Genomic DNA, 22,042 nt, shown 5'->3' on the forward strand with positions numbered 1-22,042 from the left:
TTTCTAGATTCCTGTATAAAAAAATAGATAATCATATATAAGACTGGAACCGAAATTACCCTTTTTATAATCATATAGGCTCCTTTTGATTCAATATAAAAATCAAAAATCATATTTATCAATAGTAGGATAAATAAAGCATAAAAAAATAATTTTTTTTTCATTTTTTTAAATATAGCATGCTATTATTTTTCAAAAAAAGCCCGAGTGATTAATAATCACTCAAGCTTAAATAATGAATCATGTTATTCTCCAAATCTATTTAATCCTCCACCAGTACGAGTTCCAGGTGAGTCTTTGAAAAGTCTTCTCGACCAACTTAAGCCATAAGCGAACCAATAAACTATTTTTTCACCTAATTCACTTCCTCCTTCAATTTCTTTTATTTCATCAGAGGATAACTCAATATAATATTTCGAATTTTTCATTTTTAATTAGTTTTATAATTATACATTTATTGACTACCTGCTGCCCAACCATCTTTCCATGCCTGTACATGTGAAGATGGATTAATTGCAGCATCAGCTACTAGTAACCCCCCGACCCATTTTAGTAGTCTAACTAGAGGCCCAACCCACCATCCTCCACTAATATTTTTAAGCTCTTGTGTGCTTAATTCACGTACACCTAGTATATCCATACTTTTCATAATTTTTAGTTTTTAATTAAACAATAATTTTAAGCCAGTTACCTCCTTAATTTCTATGTAGCTACTTGTTTAAAAATACGTGCTGTAACCAACATGGTTTACAAAACATTTTGTGCACATTTTTTGTTTTGTTAATGCTAATATAAAAGGGTTCCCTGCACTATCTGTTCAGTAAACCATTTTTTTGCAGAGAAGTAGCTGCCACCATAAATATTCACTACCTCATCGTTGTGCAATATCTGTACGGAAATGTTTACCCGCATGTCAAAATCATTTATATAGGTGTAGGTATAGTTTGTCCGGTCGTACTGTATAGGGGCTTTCATGTCTTTGAGCATGTCCATTAACCTATAAACCATCCGTTCGCTTATGTGCATTTGTTTTGCCAATTCGGCCGGGGTGCCGGTAGCTCCGTTTTTAATAAGGTTGTGCAACTGTTGTAAATTTTCAAGTGTTTTTAGGGTTTTCATATTACTGTTTTTTTACTGTTTTGTATTTGTGCCCTATAATTGGTTGTTCATTTGTTTAAGGTTTAAGGTTTAAGGTTAAAAGTTTAAAGTTGCTAGTTGTTGCCCTTCGACTGCGCTCAGGGTGACATATAGTTGAGGTGTTTCTTATTTTAGAGTTTAAAGTTGTTGGTTAATAATATTTTTTGTCTAAATTCTCTGATAGCTATGTCCATTCATTGGTGTTTTTTAATTTCAGATCATTAATTTTCAACGGTTACTTCGTTTAACCTGCTAGGGTTTAGCCAGTCATCCACTTTATCGTATAGCAAGTTAAACAAGGAACGTTCGGTTAGTTTAAAAGTGGAGGTAAGTACCATGCCTTTACTCAAATACCCTTTAAAGCCGTTTTTAAGGGAGAGGTGTTTTTGGTCTATAGTAGACCGCACTTTAAAAGCGGGGCGGTTATCGACCAGTTGGATATCGTTGCCAATATCGATAATTTCCCCTGAGGCCGTTCCCCACTGATTGTAATTATAGGCTTCAATTTGGTAGAAGACTTCTTTTGCCTCTTTTATCAGGCCAATGTCTGACGAGCTGATATAGGATTCTACGATTAAGTCTCCATCCGGAGATATTTCGGCAATGGTGGCCCCGGCAGCAATGTTGCTACCGGTTTCTATCCCTAGAATATTGAGTAAAGTACCATTTATGGGTGCAGTAAGTATGTATCCGCCGTTGTTGGCCGTTAGTTGATTTTTATTTGATTCGAGCTCCATCAAGGTATTTTTTATAGTGATGAGTTCTGACTGCCACTGGGTTTGTTGTTGCTTTCTATAGTTTTGTAGGTTGGCGACATTTATGTCGTATGCCAATTTTTTAGTTTCGTATTCAGACTTTGAGATCACATTTTTGCCGTAAAGTTGCTTGTGCCGGTTTTCATCTTTTTGGGATTGTCGCAATTGCGTGGTCAATTCAGCAATTTTTTGTTGGTATTCTATATAAGCTGTCCGGTATTTTGCGGACGTGATGCTATCTATACTACGATTGGTTTTTTGGGTAAGGAGGGTTAGGTCGTGAACAAACTGTCTGTTAAGTGTTAGTTGTGATTGATACAAATGAAGCTGTTCTTCGGCTTGTTTGTTTTCTAGGATTAGAAGTGTATCCCCTTTTTTAACAGGTTGGTTGTTCCTGAGGTTTTTATAGGCAATTTTTCCGGAATTGATAAGATTAAGGGGAACACGTTCGCTTTTTGGTTTGATAATACCGGAGGAAGAGGTATAGACCGTTACGTTAATAAATGGTAGTGCCGTAAATGTAAATACAATGCCTAAAAGGATAACAGTGTAGATGATTTTCCCGACATGCCGGTGCTTAAATTGATGTACTTCTACGGTCTTTTCGATAACTTCTTTCGGGAAAATTGATTTCATCGTTATTTTTTCTAAATATAAAGAAAAAAACTACATTTAATATATTTTAAAGTTTACACAAAAAAAAAGTTTTTTCGGTTTTTAATATAAAATATTGATTGTCAGAAATATAATAGTAGCCATAACCTCTTTTTTTAAAAAAAGAAAATAAGAAATTACAAAATACACATGGCAGGATTATGGTTTTTGTACAGTGAAAAATAAAGAATCGTATTTCTTTTTTATAGACTGCCTTCCAGCGGAGGCATTTTTACAGTAAGAACCCGGCTATTTTCTTAAAACTCCGCATTTTGTGGTGTTCTGGGAAATGGTATCACATCGCGGATGTTGCCCATACCGGTAACAAACTGGACCATACGTTCAAAGCCCAGCCCAAAACCACTATGTACCGCAGTACCAAACTTCCGGAGGTCGAGGTACCACCAAAGTTCTTTCTCGTCAATACCCAGGGCTTTAATCTTTTGTTGTAAAACGTCAAAACGCTCTTCACGTTGCGAGCCGCCCACAATTTCACCAATCCCTGGAAATAAGATATCCATGGCGCGTACTGTTCTCCCATCTTCGTTTAGGCGCATATAAAAAGCTTTTATGTTGGCAGGGTAATCAAACAAGATAACAGGGCATTTAAAATGCTTTTCTACCAAATAACGTTCGTGTTCACTTTGCAAGTCGGCGCCCCACGCGTCGATAGGATATTGGAATTTTTTCTTTTTATTGGGCTTGGAATTTTTTAAAATGTCAATGGCCTCCGTATAGCTTACCCGTTTAAAGTGGTTATCGAGGACAAAACGGAGTTTTTCGGTCAATGCCATTTCACTGCGTTCGTTTTGAGGCTTTGTTTTTTCCTCGTCCAATAGCCTTTTTTCCAGAAAGGCTAGATCGTCCTGGCAATTATCTAATACATATTGCAGGATATATTTAATAAAGTCTTCTGCCAGGTCCATGTTTCCGTTGAGGTCTGTGAAAGCCACCTCAGGCTCTATCATCCAGAATTCTGCTAAATGGCGCGAGGTATTGGAGTTTTCTGCTCTAAACGTAGGCCCGAATGTATAGATCTTTTGGAGCGCCATGGCGTAGGCCTCACCTTCTAACTGGCCGGAAACAGTAAGGTTGGTCTCTTTGCCAAAAAAATCTTGTGTATAATCAATTTCACCGGCTTCCGTAAGCGGAGGGTTTTTTGGCGGGAGGGTGCTTACCCGGAACATTTCGCCGGCTCCTTCGGCATCAGAACCGGTAATAATAGGGGTATTGACGTAATAAAAGTCGTTTTTTTGGAAATAGGCATGCACTGCAAATGCGAGTGCCGACCGTACGCGCATCACCGCAGAGAAGGTACTGGTACGAACCCTTAAGTGTGCTTTCTCCCGAAGGAATTCCAGAGAATGTTTTTTGGGCTGGATAGGGTATTCTTCCGCATCCGCATCGCCCAAAACTTCAATATCGGCCACTTGGATTTCTACTTTTTGGCCTTTTCCCTGACTTTCTACCAAAGTTCCGGTTATTTTAAGTGCAGCTCCTGTAGTGATGCGTTTTAACAGGCTTTCATCCGTATTTTCAAAATCAACTACACATTGAATGTTATGAATGGTGGAACCATCGTTCAAGGCAATAAAACGGTTTGCCCTAAAGGTCCGCACCCATCCATAAATAACGATTTCTTGTAGTAAATTTTCAGCAACAAGGAGTTCTTTAATACTGTGCCTGGTCATTTTAATAATGGATTTTTAGTGCTGCAAAGATATGTTTTTATAGTAAAAAGTGATCATTAAAAAACGGGTCTTTGTCTATAGAAAACTATTTTTTAGCATCTTTATCCGGAAGGATATCAAAGTTAGGTTTTTTGAGGACTTTCTTATTGGCAATATTTTTTTCCAATGATAATAACAGTGAGGGTAAAAGAACAAGATTGGCCAACATAGCAAACAGCAATGTGGCAGAAACCAAGCCTCCGAGGGCTACAGTACCTCCAAAGCTGGAAATCATGAACACAGAGAACCCAAAGAAGAGTACAATAGAAGTATAGAACATACTTACACCGGTTTCCCTTAAGGCTGCATAGACAGATTTGGTGATACGCCAGTGGTTTTCAGTCAATTCCTGTCGGTACTTCGCCAAAAAATGGATGGTATCGTCTACAGAAATTCCAAAAGCAATACTAAATACCAATATAGTGGATGGTTTGATGGGGATGCCGATAAAGCCCATCATCCCTGCAGTAATTAGAAGTGGAAATATATTGGGGATCAATGAGATGATGATCATTTTGAACGACCGGAACATGTAGGCCATAAAAAGGGAAATCAGAAAAATAGCAAGGGTCAAAGAGATAACTAAGTTCTTTACCAGGTATTTGGTGCCTTTGGTAAATAAAAAAGCTTTTCCGGTCATGGTAACATCATAACGGTCGGCAGGCAATACTTTATTTATTTTATTCCAGAGGTTTTCTTCAATACGCTCCATTTTTTCCGTGCCAATATCTTTCATAAAGGTGGTGATGCGCGTTACCTGTCCGGTAGAGTCCACAAAATTTTTAAGCAAATCAACCTGATCAGAGGATTTTTTGGCATACGACAGTATAAAACTGTTTTCCTGGCTTGTAGGCAGTTGGTAATAATTAGGGTTTCCGTTATAGTAGGCTTGTTTAGAATATTTTACCAAATCAACTACCGAGATGGGGTCAGAAAGTTCCGGTGTTTCGGAAATCACTTCTTCTACTTGTTCCATTCTGCGGAGTGTAGCTAATTTAAGGACGCCGTTTTTCCGCTTGGTATCTACCATGATTTCTAGTGGCATAATGCCGTCAAATTCTTTTTCGAAAAACCGGATGTCTTCAAAGAAACCAGTTTTTTGAGGAATGTCTTCTATAAGACTTCCAGAAATACGTATTTGATAAATGCCAATAATACTCGCAATTAATAAAATTAAGGAAGTAGTATAAACTGCTATGCGGTGATGTTTCACGGTTTTTTCCATCCAACTGACGAAGCGCTCTATCCATTTTTTGTTAAGGTGCTTTAAATGCTTCTTTTTTGGTAAAGGCATAAAGCTGTAGATAATCGGGATGATAAGCAACGATAGAATAAAAATAGCTAGGATGTTGATGGAGGCTACAATGCCGAATTCTTTCAATAGCGTACTTTCAGTAACAATAAAGGTGGCAAAACCGGCTGCTGTTGTAACATTCGTCATTAAGGTAGCATTGCCTATTTTAGAAATAACCCGTTGTAGTGATTTTGCTTGGTTACCATGCTTTTTTATTTCCTGTTGGTATTTGTTGATGAGGAAAATACAATTAGGAATTCCTATGACAATAATTAAAGGAGGAATGAGGGCAGTTAATACGGTAATCTCATATTGTAGCAATCCTAGGATGCCAAAGGCCCACATGACACCAATAATAACAACGACCATCGATATGAGGGTAGCTCTGAATGAACGGAAAAAGAAAAAGAAAATTAAAGAGGTTATACTAAGGGCTGCAACAATAAAAATGCCTATTTCATCAACAATGCTTTGCGCATTGAGGGTACGGATATAGGGCATTCCTGAAACACGGACATCAAGGCCGGTTTCTTCCTCAAATTTTTTAATGAGCGGATTAAAATCGTTGAACACAAAGTCTTTTCGAACAGAGGTGTTTACAATTTCTTTGTCAATATAAATAGCTGTCCGGATGGTCTGTGTTTCTTGGTTAAAAATCAAATTTTCATAGAACGGGAGCTTGTGGAACAAGGTGTTCTTTAACGTATTGATTTCATTTACTGTTTTTACAGTGTCTTCCAGAAAAGGGTGTAATGCAAATGCTTGCTTTTTTGTGTCTTTTACCAGGGTTTGGAGATTGTCTGTAGAAATTACAAAATCTATCTCTGGGAATGCATTTAGCTGCTTGCTGAGTTTGTTCCAACGATTGAAATTCTCAGGAGTGAATAAAGAGCTATCTTGAACGGCAATCACAATTAAATTCCCTTCTTCTCCAAATATTTTCAGGAATTCATTGTATTCAATATTAACAGGATGATGATCGGGCAAAAGGTTTGCTTCAGTATAGGTAAAGCGCATGTTCTCCCATTTTGTGCCCAAAAAAACAGTAACTCCTACAAGAATAATAAGTATGAATATCCGGTTTCTTAGAATAGTACGCGCTACTCTTGCCCAAAAACTTTTATTGATCCATACATTCATTCGGGAAAATTTCAGCGCAAAGGTAAAAAATGAAGGGGAAGCAGCCTAGAAACCAAAACTAAAATAGTAAGTAAATTAAAAAATGATGTGATATTAAGCTTGGCAATTAATTAATAGGCTTATATGAGGCATTGGATTAAAAAATATTGAAGAAAGGGTATATTGTTAAAGTTACTGATTAGCATGTGCTTTCAGCAAAAAAAACCAAATACTTGTTTTTCTCTGAGAAGATTACCAAAATAACCCTCTACTTCCTCTTTTGTTATACTCGGAGTTTTTATTTGTAGTGATCTTAGAGATTTGTCTTTTTTTGAATTTATCAGGATTGTATTCCCATGATTTAAATCAAATAAGCGCATGTTAACTATCGCATATGAGTTTCCATCTGCTGTTATAAATGCTACATAATCAATTTTTAAATCCTTGTTTTTATAACTTCCTTGGGCAATATAGTTTGGATGGTTTCTAGATGAAATCATCGTTGATAATTGATCATTATTATTTTTTATAGAGTCAACAGGTATAACTATACTGAAGAATATTTTATTTTTCTTATCCTTTAGTTCTTTTTTATTTATATCATTTTTATTGAAATAGAAACTTGTTATGAGAAAATTTTTGTTATTTACTTTTTTTATGTCCCTTACATATCCTAACCCCTTAAAACTATCTTTTCCCAATAAATTATATTTAGGAACTGGATAAACACCATATTCAATTGGGTTCTCTGATTTTTCATTAATATATTTGATATCTTCTCTTAGCATTTTGATATCCCATTTAGATGAATCGTTAAGATTTTTTATATACTCTTCCTTTTTTTCAAAAGTCCAAAATCTATTTTTGTCTTTTTCCATGTGTTGATTAGAAAAGTTACACGAAATAAAAAAAACCATTGTGAAAATTATTGCTATTCTCATAGTTACCATTTATTATGAATAATAAGCTTAACATATTTAAGAAAAAGGAAGATAAGCTTTAACTTAAACAGTCATGATGTCTTTTTCTTTGATAACTAGGATATCCTCTACTTTTTTTATGTAGCTGTCGGTCAGTTCCTGGACATCTATTTCGGCATTTTTTGTCAAATCTTCAGAGATATCTAATTTTTTAATTTCCTTATTAGCATCTTGCCGGGCATTTCGGATACTTACTTTGGCATGTTCTGCTTCTCCTTTTGCCTGTTTTACCAAATCTTTTCGTCGTTCTTCTGTCAATGGCGGCACATTAATAATGATATTTTCACCATTGTTCATGGGATTAAACCCCAGATTGGCCACTATAATTGCTTTTTCGATGGTTTGTAGCATGCTTTTTTCCCATGGTTGGATACTGATAGTCCGTGCATCCGGGGTGTTTACGTTTGCTACTTGGTTTAAAGGGGTCTGCGTACCATAATAATCAACAAATACGTTACTGACCATGGAGGGGTTGGCCTTTCCGGCACGAATGTTCACGAGTTCTTTTTTAAGATGGTCAATGGCTCCTTCCATTGCTTCTTTGGTAGTGTCTATGATAAAATTTATTTCTTCGTTCATGACTATATTTTTATAGTTATACGTCAGTATTAATTGACCGTGGTTCCTACAGTTTCTCCCGAAACTACTTTTATTAAGTTTCCTTTTTTGTTCATGTCAAAAACGATAATAGGGAGATCATTTTCCTGGCTTAAGGTAAACGCAGTCATGTCCATCACTTTAAGACCTTTAGTCAATACATCATTGAAAGAAAGCTGATCAAACTTAACAGCATTTTTGTCTTTTTCAGGGTCAGCTGTGTAAATACCATCTACACGGGTGCCCTTTAAAATAACATCTGCGTTAATTTCTATAGCCCTTAATACAGCAGCAGAGTCTGTAGTGAAAAAAGGGTTTCCTGTTCCAGAGCCAAAAATAACCACACGCCCTTTTTCTAAGTGCCTTACAGCCCTTCTTTTTATATAAGGTTCTGCAATGGCTTCCATTTTTATGGCAGATAATAAACGTGTATATAAACCGGCAGCTTCTAAGGCACTTTGTAGGGCTAGCCCATTTATAACAGTGGCCAGCATTCCCATATAATCACCTTGCACACGGTCTATACCATTGCTGGCACCGGCAACTCCTCTAAAAATGTTTCCTCCTCCTATGACAATAGCGACTTCGATACCTTTGTCCACAACTTCTTTAATCTCTTGGGCATATGCTTCTAGCCTTTTCGGGTCTATTCCATATTGCCTATCCCCCATCAGGGCTTCGCCACTTAGTTTTAGTAGGATTCTCTTGTATTGCATATTTTTCGGGATAAGTTGTGCAAATATAGTTATAATCTTAGATTGTAGAAATACAATTTTCTGAATGAAAAAAACCGTGTCACAAAATTTTGTGGCACGGCCTTGACTTTTTCTTATTATTTCAAATATGCTACTTAGAGCACTTTTTATCCTAATGCAACTCGTTCAAAACCTACAACGGTTAAGTCATTGTTTACAGATTTTACGTAGGCAGCCACACTTTGTTTGCTGTCTTTGATGAAATCTTGATTTACGAGTGTATTGTCTTTAAAGAAACGTTTTAGCTTTCCTTTGGCGATGTTATCTAGCATTGCTTCGGGCTTTCCTTCTTGTCGCAACTGATCTTTGGCAATTTCAATTTCTTTATCTATAACGGATTGATCAACGCCTTCTTCATTCAATGCAACAGGGTTCATTGCTGCTGCTTGCATGGCAACATCTTTTGCTACTATAGCAACACCTTCTACATTAGCAGAAAGACCTGCAAGAGTTGCTATTTTGTTGCCTGCATGGATATAGGCACCAACATATGGGGCATCTAATTTTTTAAATGCACCTATTTCAATCTTCTCACCGATAACACCGGTTTGTTCGGTCAATTTATCAGCAACGCTCATGCCACCAAAATCTGCCGCCAAGAAATCTTCCTTTGTTGCAGTATTTAATGCTAATTGTGCTAATTCGTGTGCTAGGTTCACGAAGGTTTCATTTTTTGCAACGAAATCTGTTTCGCAGTTCAATGATACGATGACACCACTTGTATTGCTATCGTTCACTTTTGCAATAACAGCTCCTTCAGAGGATTCTCTGTCAGCTCTTTTTGCAGCTACTTTTTGTCCTTTTTTACGGAGTATTTCTATCGCTTTATCAAAATCTCCATCTGCTTCTACCAATGCATTTTTACAATCCATCATACCAGCACCGGTAGCTTTTCTTAATTTGTTTACGTCTGAAGCCGTAATAGTTGCCATTTCTGTTTTCCTTTTTTAGTTTACTTAATGTTGTTGTACTAAGTAGTAATTATTTTTCTTCTGAAGTTTTTTCTTCCGTTTTTTTAGTAACCTTTTTAGTGGTTTTTTTTGGTTTTTCTGCTGCTTCTTTTTTTGCTGTTGTTTTCTTTTTGGTAGCAGAAGCTTTCGTAGTCTTTGCTTTTTTTGTTTCTTCTTTGGCTTCTTCCTCTTCTTCTTTCTTCTTTGGTTTTGCTACTGGTTTTTTAGCCTTTGCTTTCTTTGCAACTAGTTCTTTCTCTTCATCCTCATCAACAACAATGTCTTTCTTTGATTCTACTGTCTCTTCCTCTTCTTCTTCCGCTTTGTTGTTTTCTTTTTCTGCTTTTCGGTCGCTTAGGCCTTCTGCAACAGCTTCTGTGATATGGGTCAGTATTTTTTCAATAGATTTTGAAGCATCATCATTGGAAGGGATCACAAAATCAATATCCCTGGGATCTGAATTGGTGTCAACCATTGCAAAAATAGGGATGTTCAGCTTTTGCGCTTCTTTTACTGCAATGTGTTCTCTCATCGTATCTACAATGAACAATGCCCCGGGTAAACGGGTCATATCGGCAATCGACCCTAAGTTTTTCTCCAGTTTAGCTCGTAAACGGTCTACCTGTAAACGTTCTTTCTTAGAGAGGGTATCAAATGTTCCATCTTTTTTCATTCTATCTATCGCGGCCATTTTTTTGACAGCTTTTCTGATGGTAACAAAATTGGTGAGCATACCCCCGGGCCAACGCTCAGTAATATATGGCATATTTACATTGCCTGCTTTTTCAGCAACAATATCTTTTGCTTGTTTTTTAGTAGCTACAAAGAGAATTTTTCTTCCGGAAGCTGCAATTTTTTTAAGGGCTTCACTAGCTTCTTCAAGCTTTGCTACGGTTTTGTATAAATTGATAACGTGAATTCCGTTCCGCTCCATGTAGATATAAGGAGCCATGTTGGGATTCCATTTCCGGGTGAGGTGGCCAAAATGCACACCAGCTTCAAGTAAATCTTTTACTTCTGTTTTATTTGCCATTTTTAAAATAGTTTACGTTCCGTTGAGTTAGCAATGATAAAGTGGCGGTATTTCCGGCCTTTACCATTTGGATGCTAAACTAAGTTCTGCATGTGCAGAGCAACAACAACAATGATTAATAATTAATTTTTCAGTGCCGTTCCGATTTTTTCGGGTTTTAGCAATATCAATATGTCAAAAAAGGTTCTGAACCGAAGTTCAGAGCATATATTAACGTTTAGAGAACTGGAATTTCTTACGCGCTTTTTTCTGTCCGAATTTTTTACGCTCCACCATTCTCGGATCTCTGGTCAATAAACCTTCAGGTTTTAATGTGCTTCTATTTTCGGCATCTACTTCACAAAGTGCCCTTGAAATAGCTAAACGAACCGCTTCTGCTTGCCCTGTGATACCACCTCCATAGACAGTTACTTTAATATCAAAGGTTTCAGTATTATTTGTTAACTCAAGAGGTTGTTTTACTTTGTATTGTAAGGTAGCAGTAGGGAAGTAGGTGTTTAGCTCTTTTTTGTTGACAGTGATGGCTCCTTTTCCTTCGGAGACATAGATACGTGCAACAGCAGTCTTTCTTCTACCTATTTTGTGAATTACTTCCATTTACTTAAGATCGTTTAAGTTAATTACTGTTGGTTTTTGTGCTTCTTGCTTATGCTCAGCACCTTCATATACTTTTAAGTTTCGGAATAGCTCAGCGCCCAATTTGTTTTTAGGGAGCATCCCTTTTATTGCTTTTTCTACAATTCGAACGGGGTGCTTTGCTAAAAGCGCTCTTGCTGTAATGCTTCGTTGTCCGCCGGGATAACCTGTATGGCGAATGTACTCTTTAGCATCCCATTTATTTCCGGTCAAGTTGATTTTTTCTGCATTGATGATCACAACGTTATCTCCACAATCAACATGAGGCGTAAACTCAGGCTTATATTTACCTCTAAGTAGTTTAGCCACTTTAGAAGCAAGGCGACCCAATGTTTGGCCTTCCGCATCTACAAGTACCCACTGTTTGTTTACCGTTGCTTTGTTGGCCGAAACGGTTTTATAGCTTAATGTATCCACATTAACTCTTTTTAAGTATTAAACATTTCAATCTACCTTAGTATAGAGGTGTTTTTATGCTAAGGGGCTGCAAATGTACATTTTTAAATTTTAATTACAAATAGGAAAAGCAGAATTTTCTATCTGATAAATAGATTCATTCTTTAACTATTAATGTGCCTCTAGCCAATTTGTGCCTAAGCCTATTTCCACATCCAACGGAACAGCTAATTGATAGGCGTTTTCCATAGCAGTTTTAATAAGGGGCTTTACGGTTTCCAGTTCGGCTTTATAAGCATCAAAAACCAATTCATCATGGACTTGCAAAAGCATTTTAGTTTTAAAATTCCCTTCTTTTAGCTTTCTATGAATGTCAATCATGGCGAGTTTAATAATATCGGCTGCACTTCCCTGTATGGGGGCATTCACGGCGTTGCGTTCTGCGGCACCTCGCACCACCTGATTTCGGGAATTGATATCAGGCAGGTAACGCCTCCGGCCTAAGACGGTTTCTACATATCCATGGTCTTGTGCAAAATGGATTTGATGGTTTATGTAGGCCCGTAATTTTGGATAGGTTTTGTAATAGGTGTCGATAAGCTCTTTAGCCTCACTACGCGAAAGGGTGGTCTGATTGCTAAGCCCGAACGCCGACACCCCATAAATGATGCCGAAGTTTACGGTTTTGGCATTACTGCGCTGCTCCCGGGTAACTTCTTCCAACGGAACATTGAATACTTTGGCTGCTGTTGATGCGTGAATATCTTCCCCATTTTGAAATGCTTTGATCATAGTTTCTTCTTCACTTAAAGCAGCAATGACGCGAAGCTCGATTTGGGAATAATCGGCGGCTAATAAAAAGTAATCATCACTTCTTGGAATGAACGCTTTCCGTACTTGCCGGCCACGTGCTGTCCGGATCGGGATGTTTTGTAAGTTGGGATTGTTACTGCTCAACCGTCCGGTAGCAGCAACAGCTTGGCTATAGATGGTGTGTATTCTATTTGTTTTGGGGTTTACCTCATTGGGTAATGCATCTACATAGGTGTTTTGTAATTTTTGTAATTGCCGCCATTCCAATATGTCGGCTATGATTTTATGGTCTTTTGCGAGATATGAGAGTACATCTTCTGCGGTAGAATACTGTCCGGTTTTGGTTTTTTTAGGTTTATCAACTAATTTCAACTTATCAAATAAAATAGGACCTAATTGTTTGGGAGAGGCGAGATTAAATTCTTCGCCTGCTTGTTCATAGATAGTTTTTTCAAGGTTTCTAATATCAATGGTCAGGTCTTTAGATAGGGATTTAAGGAATCCAACATCAATATTGATGCCTTCAATTTCCATATTGGCCAACACATTCACTAACGGAGACTCCAATTCTTTAAATAGTTTTGATGCATTCCGATTGGGGAGCTCTTTTTCAAATAGGTGTTTTAATTGCAGTGTGATGTCAGCATCTTCAACCGCATACTCAGTTTGTTGTTCTACGGCAACAGTACGCATGGATTTTTGGTTTTTTCCTTTCTTTCCAATAAGTGTTTCGATGGAAACAGGCTGATAGTTGAGATAGGTTTCTGCTAAAAGGTCCATATTGTGCCGCATATCCGGATTGATAAGGTAATGGGCAATCATCGTATCAAAGAGTGTTCCTTTTACAGGCATTTGATAGTTGGAAAGCACTTTAATGTCATACTTTAAATTATGCCCAATTTTTTCAATGGTTTCTGCTTCAAAAAAGGGTCTGAATTCTTCTAGGATAGCAGTTGTTTCTTGCTGATCTTCCGGAAAGGTTACATAATAGCCTTTACCAACTTCCCAAGAAAAGGCAATGCCGACCAGTGCTGCCTGCAACGATTTTAGGCTGGTAGTCTCGGTATCAAAACAGACACTTTGTTGTTTCACAAGCTTGTTTAGCAATAGCTTTCTGGCAAGCGGGGTATTTACATATTGATAAAAATGGCCCTGATTATCAATTGTATTATAGGTTGATGATGAAGTTGTCTCTGAAATATCTTCATTGGGCGTGTTAAACAAATCAAACTGCACATTTTGGGGAGTAGCTTTTTGCTCTGGAGCTTTTGATAAGTTGGTATTGTGCTCTACAACTTCTTCTTGCCCGAATATTTTTAAAAGGTTTTCAGTGAGCCTCCGAAATTCAAGCTCCTGAAATAGTTCTTTTACCTTTTCAATGTCCGGAGTGTTCAGTTCAAAATCCTCTTCATGGAATGTAACCGGGACATCGAGCATGATGCGGGCTAGTTTTTTAGAAAGGATTCCCTGTTCGGCATTTGCTTCTACTTTTTCTTTCATCTTGCCTTTCAGCTTATCGGTATTTGCCAATAGGTTTTCCATACTTCCAAATTCTTGGATGAATTTTTTAGCTGTTTTTTCACCTACGCCGGGGAATCCAGGGATGTTGTCGACGGAGTCACCCATCATTCCAAGAAGGTCAATGACCTGTTCGGGGTGTTCTACTTCAAATTTTTCCTGTATTTCTTTTACACCCCAAATTTCAATGCCATTGCCCATACGGGAAGGTTTGTACATAAAAATATTGTCTGAGACCAATTGAGCAAAATCTTTATCGGGGGTCACCATATAGGTTTTATACCCTTGCTTTTCAGCTTGTTTAGAGAGTGTGCCAATGATGTCATCCGCTTCATAGCCGGGTTTTTCCAACACCGGGATATGCATGGCTTTAAGAATGTCTTGAATAATCGGAACGGCAATTTTAATGGCCTCCGGAGTTTCATCCCTGTTTGCTTTGTAGGCTTCAAACAGTTCTGTCCGGGCTTCAGAACCTCCTTTGTCAAAAGCAACTGCAAGATGGTCGGGCTTCTCACGTTTGATGACATCGAGCAATGAATTCATGAAGCCCATAATGGCAGAGGTATCCAATCCTTTTGAGTTGATACGGGGATTTTTGATGAATGCATAGTACCCACGAAAGATTAATGCATAGGCATCAAGTAAAAAAAGGCGTTTTTGTTCAGACATTATTTTTAGTATTGAGTATTGAGTGCTTGGAAGTTGGCATGAAGCACTCGCTACTAATTATTTTTATGCTATTTTCAAAACTACAAAGTAAATAGGAGGTGCTAAAATGTTTTTTTATATGTAACCCTGTTAATCTTAATATAAAGATGGTATAAGTAAGGAATGGATGTAATATTTTTGTAAAAAAGATAAAATTGCTCATGATTCGTTGGATCATTTTTATCCTGATTTATGTGATTATTGACTGGTATGCTTTCCAGGCAGTAAAGACCGTTACTAAAAATGTGTGGATACACTATGCACATATTTTAGTATCTGTTTTGGTGGTCGGAAACTTCATATTACAATTCGTAATTAGTAATGATACGGGAAGGGTATTGACACCTATAAAAAGTTATGCGTTTGGTTTTTTGTTGACGTTGATGGCGCTTAAACTTTTTGTCTTGCCATTTTTGTTTGGTGAAGATATTTACAGGCTTGGCGCAGGCTTGTATAGCAAATTATTCGGTACTGCTGAATCATTTAGTATTCCTTCCAGAAGAAAATTTATAAGTACAGTAGCATTAGGGATTGCAGCGATACCCTTTGCATCTTTGCTTTATGGTATGTATAAAGGAAAATATGATTTTAGGGTTTTAAAATACACACTTCATTTTGATGACCTTCCGGAAAGTTTTGATGGCTACCAGATTACACAAATAAGTGATATCCACTCCGGTAGTTTTGATAATAAAAACAAGATAGAATATGCCATAGACCTTGTTAACAAGCAGGCAAGTGACCTTATTCTATTTACAGGTGATATGGTAAACAACATGGCCACGGAAATGCTCCCTTGGAAAGAAACCTTTGCAAAATTGGAGGCAAAAGATGGAAAATATTCTGTTTTGGGGAATCATGATTATGGTGATTATGTAAGTTGGGAAAGCGAAGAAAAAAAGACAGCGAACCTGGAACTTTTAAAGGAGATTCAGAAAGAAATTGGTTTTGATTTGCTATTGAATGACAATCGTTATCTTGAGAAAAACGGCGAACGTATTGCTATTGTTGGTGTTGAAAACTGGGGAGCAGGGGGATTTAAAAAAGCAGGCGATTTGAATACCGCCATTACAGGAATTGCGAAAGATGATTTCAAAATATTAATGAGCCATGACCCGTCACATTGGGAACATGAGGTGGTAAGCCATGACCATCATTTTCATTTGACACTAAGCGGGCATACCCACGGGATGCAGTTTGGTATTGAAATACCCGGTTGGATAAAATGGAGTCCTGTAAAATGGCGGTACAAGTATTGGGCCGGCATCTACGAAGAAATGGGGCAGTTTATTAATGTAAATAGAGGATTTGGCTTTTTGGCGTATCCTGGGCGTGTAGGTATTTGGCCTGAAATTACCGTAATAGAACTTAAAAAGAGATCGTTGGTATAGAAATACTGCATCAGTTTAAGTTTTCAATTCAATAAGGAGGTGTAAACACCTCTAAAAGTAATAGGTGTACAAATTATTTAGCTTTTTTTATTACATTTGATTTGTTAAGTTGTTAAAACCAATAAATGGATGTCTAAGTTTGGTGAATTAATAGACATAAATGTACCGATACTCCTTGATTTTTATACAGATTGGAACGATGCTACAAAAGAAATGCATGCCGTTCTAAGGGATGTCGCAGCCGCTATGGGTGATAAGGCAAAAGTGATTAAAATCGATGTGGATAAAAATCAGGAACTTGCAGAAGCGCTCCGGGTAAAAGGGCTGCCTACACTTATGATCTATAAAAATGGAGAAATGGTTTGGCGCCAAAGCGGAGAGCAGGATGCCAATACTCTCATAGGGTTATTACAGGAATATGTATAAACCTATTGTCTTAGCTTTTAATTTCCCTATTTATATAAGTTAATAGACCTCACAGGTTTTTAAAACCTGTGAGGTCTTATATTATTTTATACTTTTAAAAGTATAACCGCTATTATGGAAATAGGCAAGTGTTTCACTAAGCGCATGCTTCATATTTCTTGAAGCTTTTATACTGTCATGAAAAACAATGATACTTCCATTTCTGGCATTTTTTATCACATTTGAAACACTTTTTTCCGGAGAGATTTGAGGCTTCCAATCGATAGCTAAAACATCCCACATAATGATTTTGTAACCTAATTTTTTGAGTTGCCTGCCTTTTGGAATCGTAATTTCCCCATAAGGAGGGCGGAACAATTTGCTATCGATTATTTCCGACGCTTTTTCTATATCTTCTATGTAGTCTGAAACTGATGTCTTCCAACCTTTGATATGTCCATGCGTATGATTGCCGACTGCATGTCCTTCATGTATAATTCGGTGGTATAGTTCTGGATGTTTCGTTACATTTTTACCAATACAGAAAAAGGTAGCCTTAGCATTGTATTTTTGGAGTTCTTCCAATACCCAATCCGTAACACCAGGTGTGGGCCCGTCATCAAAAGTAATGAAAAGGGTTTTGTTTATAGATGGAATGTCCCATGTATAGCCCGGCATAAGGAACTTTATTAATTTGGGTATTTTGGCAGGGATATACCTCACAAATTATTCGTCGTCTCTATAAAAATGATTGAACTTTTCGAGATAGGTATTGAATTGATCTACTTTTTCTCTCCCTATTTTCTCGTCATCATTTATTACGAGGATATCTAAAATTCCCCGATAACGTTCTATATCCGATACAATATCTGAAGCCATCTGGTATTGAAGGTCTAAAGGGAGCGTGCTGTAATAATCTAAATTTTCCTGATATTTTACAGCTATTTGGTTAAAAATAACACGTGCCTTCTCCTTTTTATCAATTTTATAATATCCTTCCATGTAGGGTTCAAGGAATACATAATAACCAAATTTATCAACCGGCATTTTTTCCATGGCAAGATTCAGAATATCTTCCGCTTTTTCTTTTTCATCTTCTTGTAATAATGCTTCAACCAAACGTGCAAGATTGCTTCTATAATTAATGCTGTTTTTGCGTGTTTCAGGATCGTGGTATATGTCGGGACTCCCTGAATTTCCCCAACCCCATTTCATGACAACATCGTACATAAGCTCTGTATCAATCCTGCCCATTTCAAAAGGATTATTTCGATTAATGGGTGTTTTTATGGGAACCAGTTTATAAACCAGCCCATCCAGTTGTAAATAATCCTTCATCCATATGTATTCGGCTTTATCGAAACTACCCCCGGTAAAATAAATAGGTCGTTTCCAATTATTATTAGCAATAATGTCGAGCATTAGCAACCGGTTTTTATATAAATAACTTTGAGGTAATTCAATGTCAATATGATCAACAATCAATGCTGAATCCTTTTCTTTTACCAAACCACTTTTTAAAACATTTTCTTTGTTTACTGGAATCCGTATCTTATTGGTAGGATAGTATACCAGATCTGCAGTACTTTCAGGATATTGGCTTAGGTCAGCACCAAACTGCTTGAGCAAGTATCCGTATTTTGTTTTTGGGTCATCACTACCTACCCAATTCATAAAATTTTGGATGGACCATATACTATCTTTGAGTGGTAAGGGCTCATATTTAATCGCATCCCGGACTCCCCAAGCATACTTGTCATGTGTGAGCTGTGACGGGATGGGTTCACTCTCATACGCTTTTCGCTTCATTTGATCGATGTACCAATCAGTAGCGAAGAGGCTTGTATTAATGGTTCGTACATCTGTTCGGTACCCTTCAATTTCTTGCGCATACCATAGCGCAAACGTATCATTGTCACCTATAGTAAATAAAAGGGCTCCTGCATCTTCTTGTACAGAATCGAGGTACGATTTTGCCATAGCCTGTGCTGTATAGCGATTTGAACGATCGTGGTCATCCCAATTTTGATACGCCATTACTGCCGGAACTGCTAATAAACAAACAGCAGTAATTGCCGGGGCTACTATTTTTGGAGCTAAGAATCGTTTAAATTCATCAAATAAGGCATAAACACTCATGCCTATCCACAGGGCAAAAATATAGAAAGACCCAACCAATGAATAATCGCGTTCCCTAGGCTCAAAAGGGCGTACGTTTGTGTAAAACTGGATAGCGACCCCGGTAAATAGAAAGAACAATAAAAGTACCCAAAATTGTTTTCGGTCTTTTTTAAATTGAAAAACAAGCCCAATAATTCCTAAAATTAAAGGAAGAAAAAAATAGGTGTTACGGCCTCTATTGTTTTTAACATCGGAAGGAAGATTGTTTTGTGGCCCTAGGTGCCATTCATCAATAAATTTGATACCGCTTAGCCAGTTCCCGTGATTGTCATATTTCCCCTGAAGATCATCTTGCTTACCAACAAAATTCCAGAAGAAATACCGCCAAAACATGTACCCGAACTGGTATTCAAGCATAAATGAGATGTTTTGTGACAATGTTGGGGGCTGTACATCAATATATTCTATAAATTGCCTTAAGAACGAAACATAGCCTTCCGCATCTACTTTTCCGGAAGCATAATCATTTTTAAATTCGTTAACAGCTGCCCTGAGGTCATTATTTGACAGGTATTCAGATTTAATTTTGAAGTCAAGAGGAGCAACATACTTAATATAATTTTCAGCATGTTCGGCACTCCACATCCTTGGCAAGAAACCAACATGGTCTTGATGTGAATTGGGCACAGCATCTTTGTAGTTATTAACAATGATATATTTACCGGCTTTCTCATCACGCTCATATTTGGGTTTATCATCCTTATAAGGATTGTCAGGGTCTTGCCCCGCAAACATGTCAGAATACATGGCACCATAAACGGGACTATCGACGCCGGGATATTGTTCCCTGTTGTAATAGGCTAGAAGGGCACGTGCATCGGCAGGATTATTTTCATTAATAATTACATTAGCATTTGCCCGTATCGGAAGCATGACCCATGAAGAAAAACCAATAAACATAAAAAGAAAACAAAGCACAATAGTATTTGCCAATTTATACCCTTTATTCCGGGTATAACGAAGTCCGTAATAGAAGGCTGCTACAAAAAGTATAAAAATGATTAGGGTCCCTGAATTAAAAGGTAAGCCAATAGTATTTATAAAGAATAGCTCGCCCCAACCAAATATTTTCAATACATATGTCAAGGAAAATTTATAGACAAACATCAATAGAGCAACTACCGCAATATTTGCCAAAATGAAATTTTTGGTAGTGACTGTCTTGTATTTTTTGAAGAAGTAAAGCAACCCTATGGAAGGAATGGCTAAGAATCCCATAAACTGGATGCCAAAGGTTAGCCCAATGACAAAAGCGATAACAACGAGCCATTTATTACCTCTGGGAGTATCTATATTATCAATCCATTTAAGCCCCAACCATAATTGCAGGGACATAATTAAACTAGCCATGGCATATACTTCGGTTTCTACAGCATTGAACCAAAAACTATCAGAGAAAGTAAGGGCCAACGCACCAACAATACCGCTTCCCAATATAGCAATGGCTTTACTGTTTGTGAATTCATTATCTGTTTTAACAAGCTTTTGAATCAGGTTAGTAATGGTCCAAAAAACAAATAAAATAGTGAAAGCACTGGAGGATACGGACATATAATTGACCATTAAGGCTACATCTTCAGGGTTAGTGGCAAACAGGGCAAAAAATGCTCCCATCATTTGAAAAAAAGGCGCTCCCGGGGGATGTCCTACTTGTAGCTTGGCCGAAGTGGAAATATATTCACCGGCATCCCAGAAACTGGCAGTAGGCTCAACAGTAAGCCCATAGGTAATAAGTGCTATAAAAAAAACGATCCATCCGAAGACCGTATCCCATTTTCTAAATTGCTGTGCAATCATATATCTTATTTTTCTGATATGTTGGCGAATTTAATAATAAATACGCTATGAGGGTACTTTTTTGAAGAAACGTTAACAAGGAAGATTAATTATGGTGAGACAAATAAAAATAAAAAATTCTTGTTCAAATAAAAGTTTGTCTTAAATTTGCACCTGCTCAGTGAGCGCTTATAAACACTGGCCCATGGTGTAACGGTAACACTACTGATTTTGGTTCAGTCATTCAAGGTTCGAATCCTTGTGGGCCAACAAAAAGCTACTTTATTTTAAGTAGTTTTTTGTTTTATATACGGTAGGTCATTACCGGCCGCATAGCGTGATTGGCGAGATCTTCACCAATACTTCCATTAAAGAAGTGTGCCAACCCCTTCCTTCCATGTGTGCCCAAACATATAAGATCAGCATTTATTTTTTGAGAAAAATTAAGAATACCCCGTTCCACAGAAACATCATTAAAAATGTTTGAAGTATAGTTAGTCATGCCAGTTTTATCTATAACAGCTTTCATTTGGTGTTCGGCCTCTAAAGTGGTTAAAAACAAATGAGGGGTATTTACATATAAAAAATGAACAGTACCTTCAAAACCAGTCATTAAGGCAACACCTTTATTAAGGTTTTTTTGGGATGTAGAAGAAAAATCACTTGCTATTACAATGTTGTTAATATTAAAATTTTCATGCTCTTTTTTTATGATCAACACAGGTACTTCACATGTCCGGATTATTTTTTCGGCATTAGAGCCTACAAACATTTCTTTTAATCCGGATGCTCCGGTAGAACCCATTACAACTATATCAATAGCATTCTTCTTAATAGTTTCTGTAATACCGGAATGTGCAGTTCCGGAATCGATAGTTTCATGAATGGTAATGTCCTTTAGAAAAGGTTCTTTCTTAAGACCCTCAAATTTTTGATGTGCCAATTTCATATAAAAAACAGCTTCAGGGATTTTTCCTGTGTTTGTGGTAGCAAGATGGACAGGTAGTTCTAAAGCATGGAACAAGTAAATTTCCGCATGGTGTTTTTTGGCCAATTGTGCGGCTACTTTCAGAGCATGTGCAGCAGGAGTTGAAAAATCAGTAGGAACAAGTATTTTTTTCATGTGATATAACAAAAAATATTTTCACCTAAAGTTACGAAATATTTGAAGGGTAAAAAGAGTTTTTAGGAGATTAAAAAATATTGTATATTTG

At 37.2% G+C, this 22,042-nt stretch carries 19 protein-coding genes and 1 tRNA gene; 3 read left to right on the forward strand and 17 right to left on the reverse strand.

Annotated features, from left to right (window positions below):
* Positions 1–245 precede the first annotated feature (245 nt).
* From WBG21_RS04415 to polA, 14 genes are all read right to left on the reverse strand, one after another.
* Positions 246–428, reverse strand: a complete 183-nt coding sequence (locus WBG21_RS04415) for a hypothetical protein (RefSeq protein ID WP_340075220.1) — start codon at positions 426–428, stop codon at positions 246–248.
* Positions 429–454: 26 nt separating this feature from the next.
* Entirely contained in the window at positions 455–649 is a 195-nt protein-coding gene (locus tag WBG21_RS04420) for a class IIb bacteriocin, lactobin A/cerein 7B family (protein WP_340075222.1), read from the reverse strand.
* A 137-nt stretch (positions 650–786) separates the two neighbouring features.
* Entirely contained in the window at positions 787–1,119 is a 333-nt protein-coding gene (locus WBG21_RS04425; RefSeq protein ID WP_340075224.1) for an HTH domain-containing protein, read from the reverse strand.
* A gap of 239 nt (positions 1,120–1,358) precedes the next feature.
* The gene (locus WBG21_RS04430; RefSeq protein ID WP_340075226.1) at positions 1,359–2,528 is read right to left on the reverse strand and encodes an HlyD family secretion protein; all 1,170 of its coding nucleotides are present in this window, start codon (positions 2,526–2,528) and stop codon (positions 1,359–1,361) included.
* A 275-nt stretch (positions 2,529–2,803) separates the two neighbouring features.
* The gene (asnS, locus tag WBG21_RS04435; protein ID WP_340075227.1) at positions 2,804–4,237 is read right to left on the reverse strand and encodes an asparagine--tRNA ligase; all 1,434 of its coding nucleotides are present in this window, start codon (positions 4,235–4,237) and stop codon (positions 2,804–2,806) included.
* An 85-nt stretch (positions 4,238–4,322) separates the two neighbouring features.
* On the reverse strand, positions 4,323–6,710 hold the full coding sequence (locus tag WBG21_RS04440; RefSeq protein WP_340075229.1) for an efflux RND transporter permease subunit: 2,388 nt from the start codon (positions 6,708–6,710) through the stop codon (positions 4,323–4,325).
* A gap of 191 nt (positions 6,711–6,901) precedes the next feature.
* On the reverse strand, positions 6,902–7,567 hold the full coding sequence (locus tag WBG21_RS04445) for a hypothetical protein (RefSeq protein WP_340075231.1): 666 nt from the start codon (positions 7,565–7,567) through the stop codon (positions 6,902–6,904).
* Positions 7,568–7,693: 126 nt separating this feature from the next.
* Positions 7,694–8,248, reverse strand: coding sequence for a ribosome recycling factor (frr, locus tag WBG21_RS04450; RefSeq protein WP_340075233.1), 555 nt, complete (start codon positions 8,246–8,248; stop codon positions 7,694–7,696).
* A 29-nt stretch (positions 8,249–8,277) separates the two neighbouring features.
* A complete protein-coding gene (gene pyrH / locus WBG21_RS04455; RefSeq protein ID WP_340075234.1) occupies positions 8,278–8,982 on the reverse strand; it encodes a UMP kinase in 705 nt (234 codons plus the stop codon).
* A 146-nt stretch (positions 8,983–9,128) separates the two neighbouring features.
* Positions 9,129–9,953: a translation elongation factor Ts gene (tsf, locus tag WBG21_RS04460; protein WP_340075236.1), complete on the reverse strand. Its 825-nt coding sequence runs from the start codon at positions 9,951–9,953 to the stop codon at positions 9,129–9,131.
* Between the two features lie 49 nt (positions 9,954–10,002).
* Positions 10,003–11,004 carry a 30S ribosomal protein S2 gene (rpsB, locus tag WBG21_RS04465; RefSeq protein WP_340075238.1) on the reverse strand — a complete coding sequence of 334 codons (1,002 nt, stop codon included), beginning with the start codon at positions 11,002–11,004 and terminating at the stop codon, positions 10,003–10,005.
* A gap of 210 nt (positions 11,005–11,214) precedes the next feature.
* Positions 11,215–11,601, reverse strand: a complete 387-nt coding sequence (gene rpsI / locus WBG21_RS04470) for a 30S ribosomal protein S9 (RefSeq protein ID WP_340075240.1) — start codon at positions 11,599–11,601, stop codon at positions 11,215–11,217.
* Positions 11,602–12,057, reverse strand: coding sequence for a 50S ribosomal protein L13 (rplM, locus tag WBG21_RS04475; protein WP_340075242.1), 456 nt, complete (start codon positions 12,055–12,057; stop codon positions 11,602–11,604).
* Between the two features lie 150 nt (positions 12,058–12,207).
* Complete coding sequence (gene polA, locus WBG21_RS04480; protein ID WP_340075244.1) at positions 12,208–15,036, reverse strand: DNA polymerase I; 2,829 nt, start codon at positions 15,034–15,036, stop codon at positions 12,208–12,210.
* Positions 15,037–15,236: 200 nt separating this feature from the next.
* Here polA and WBG21_RS04485 point away from each other — a divergent pair, with 200 nt between their 5' ends.
* The gene (locus tag WBG21_RS04485) at positions 15,237–16,466 is read left to right on the forward strand and encodes a metallophosphoesterase (protein WP_340075246.1); all 1,230 of its coding nucleotides are present in this window, start codon (positions 15,237–15,239) and stop codon (positions 16,464–16,466) included.
* Between the two features lie 129 nt (positions 16,467–16,595).
* A complete protein-coding gene (locus WBG21_RS04490) occupies positions 16,596–16,892 on the forward strand; it encodes a thioredoxin family protein (protein WP_340075248.1) in 297 nt (98 codons plus the stop codon).
* An 81-nt stretch (positions 16,893–16,973) separates the two neighbouring features.
* Here the strand turns inward: WBG21_RS04490 and WBG21_RS04495 are convergent, their stop codons facing one another.
* Together WBG21_RS04495 and WBG21_RS04500 are read right to left on the reverse strand one after the other, a co-directional pair.
* Positions 16,974–17,549 carry a polysaccharide deacetylase family protein gene (locus WBG21_RS04495; RefSeq protein ID WP_340075250.1) on the reverse strand — a complete coding sequence of 192 codons (576 nt, stop codon included), beginning with the start codon at positions 17,547–17,549 and terminating at the stop codon, positions 16,974–16,976.
* 48 nt (positions 17,550–17,597) lie between these two features.
* The gene (locus tag WBG21_RS04500; RefSeq protein WP_340075252.1) at positions 17,598–20,849 is read right to left on the reverse strand and encodes a DUF2723 domain-containing protein; all 3,252 of its coding nucleotides are present in this window, start codon (positions 20,847–20,849) and stop codon (positions 17,598–17,600) included.
* A gap of 178 nt (positions 20,850–21,027) precedes the next feature.
* Between WBG21_RS04500 and WBG21_RS04505 the strand changes: the two genes are divergently transcribed.
* Positions 21,028–21,098 (forward strand) — tRNA-Gln (locus tag WBG21_RS04505).
* Between the two features lie 34 nt (positions 21,099–21,132).
* On the opposite strand, the gene WBG21_RS04510 is transcribed toward WBG21_RS04505, so the two are convergent.
* Positions 21,133–21,951, reverse strand: a complete 819-nt coding sequence (locus WBG21_RS04510; protein ID WP_340075254.1) for a universal stress protein — start codon at positions 21,949–21,951, stop codon at positions 21,133–21,135.
* Positions 21,952–22,042 lie beyond the last annotated feature (91 nt).

Origin of the sequence: Leptobacterium meishanense (genome assembly GCF_037645805.1) — a bacterium.
GTDB lineage: Bacteria > Bacteroidota > Bacteroidia > Flavobacteriales > Flavobacteriaceae > Leptobacterium_A > Leptobacterium_A meishanense.

Coding starts and splice junctions, on each gene's coding strand:
- WBG21_RS04415 (WP_340075220.1), bottom strand. CDS start 428: ATGAAAAATTCGAAATATTATATTGAGTTATCCTCTGATGAAATAAAA.
- WBG21_RS04420 (WP_340075222.1), bottom strand. CDS start 649: ATGAAAAGTATGGATATACTAGGTGTACGTGAATTAAGCACACAAGAG.
- WBG21_RS04425 (WP_340075224.1), bottom strand. CDS start 1,119: ATGAAAACCCTAAAAACACTTGAAAATTTACAACAGTTGCACAACCTT.
- WBG21_RS04430 (WP_340075226.1), bottom strand. CDS start 2,528: ATGAAATCAATTTTCCCGAAAGAAGTTATCGAAAAGACCGTAGAAGTA.
- asnS (WP_340075227.1), bottom strand. CDS start 4,237: ATGACCAGGCACAGTATTAAAGAACTCCTTGTTGCTGAAAATTTACTA.
- WBG21_RS04440 (WP_340075229.1), bottom strand. CDS start 6,710: ATGAATGTATGGATCAATAAAAGTTTTTGGGCAAGAGTAGCGCGTACT.
- WBG21_RS04445 (WP_340075231.1), bottom strand. CDS start 7,567: ATGGAAAAAGACAAAAATAGATTTTGGACTTTTGAAAAAAAGGAAGAG.
- frr (WP_340075233.1), bottom strand. CDS start 8,248: ATGAACGAAGAAATAAATTTTATCATAGACACTACCAAAGAAGCAATG.
- pyrH (WP_340075234.1), bottom strand. CDS start 8,982: ATGCAATACAAGAGAATCCTACTAAAACTAAGTGGCGAAGCCCTGATG.
- tsf (WP_340075236.1), bottom strand. CDS start 9,953: ATGGCAACTATTACGGCTTCAGACGTAAACAAATTAAGAAAAGCTACC.
- rpsB (WP_340075238.1), bottom strand. CDS start 11,004: ATGGCAAATAAAACAGAAGTAAAAGATTTACTTGAAGCTGGTGTGCAT.
- rpsI (WP_340075240.1), bottom strand. CDS start 11,601: ATGGAAGTAATTCACAAAATAGGTAGAAGAAAGACTGCTGTTGCACGT.
- polA (WP_340075244.1), bottom strand. CDS start 15,036: ATGTCTGAACAAAAACGCCTTTTTTTACTTGATGCCTATGCATTAATC.
- WBG21_RS04485 (WP_340075246.1), top strand. CDS start 15,237: ATGATTCGTTGGATCATTTTTATCCTGATTTATGTGATTATTGACTGG.
- WBG21_RS04490 (WP_340075248.1), top strand. CDS start 16,596: ATGTCTAAGTTTGGTGAATTAATAGACATAAATGTACCGATACTCCTT.
- WBG21_RS04495 (WP_340075250.1), bottom strand. CDS start 17,549: ATGCCGGGCTATACATGGGACATTCCATCTATAAACAAAACCCTTTTC.
- WBG21_RS04500 (WP_340075252.1), bottom strand. CDS start 20,849: ATGATTGCACAGCAATTTAGAAAATGGGATACGGTCTTCGGATGGATC.
- WBG21_RS04510 (WP_340075254.1), bottom strand. CDS start 21,951: ATGAAAAAAATACTTGTTCCTACTGATTTTTCAACTCCTGCTGCACAT.